This window comes from Pseudomonas brassicacearum, from assembly GCF_003732265.1.
GTDB lineage: Bacteria > Pseudomonadota > Gammaproteobacteria > Pseudomonadales > Pseudomonadaceae > Aquipseudomonas > Aquipseudomonas brassicacearum_D.
On sequence record NZ_MOBK01000350.1, the window covers coordinates 1 to 487 of the forward strand.

Here is a 487-nt window from a genome sequence, read left to right on the forward strand (position 1 = left end):
AAATCATGTCCGCACCGGCCTCAATGCACGCGGCAGCGCGATCGAGTGCCGATTCCAGACCTTCCACCGCCAGCGCATCGGTGCGCGCCATGATCACGAAGCTGTCGTCAGTACGGGCATCAACGGCGGCTTTGATGCGGTCGACCATTTCCGGCTGGCTGACGATCTCTTTATTAGGACGGTGGCCACAGCGCTTGGCGCCGACCTGATCCTCGATGTGAATCGCCGCCGCGCCGAACTTGATCATCGATTTGACCGTGCGCGCGACGTTGAACGCCGACGAGCCAAAACCGGTGTCGACGTCGACCAGCAGCGGCAGATCGCAAACATCGGTGATGCGGCGTACGTCGGTCAGCACGTCATCCAGACCGGTGATGCCCAGATCCGGCACGCCGAGCGAGCCTGCGGCCACCCCACCACCGGACAGGTAGATCGCCTTGAAACCGGCGCGTTTGGCCAGCAGCGCGTGGTTGGCGTTGATCGCGCC

General features: G+C 63.4%; 1 protein-coding gene. It reads right to left on the reverse strand.

All coding sequences use genetic code 11. The features are described 5' to 3' along the window. Nucleotides 1–487: isocitrate lyase/phosphoenolpyruvate mutase family protein (locus BK660_RS31655; RefSeq protein WP_185045328.1), on the reverse strand; the 487-nt coding region annotated here is incomplete at both ends.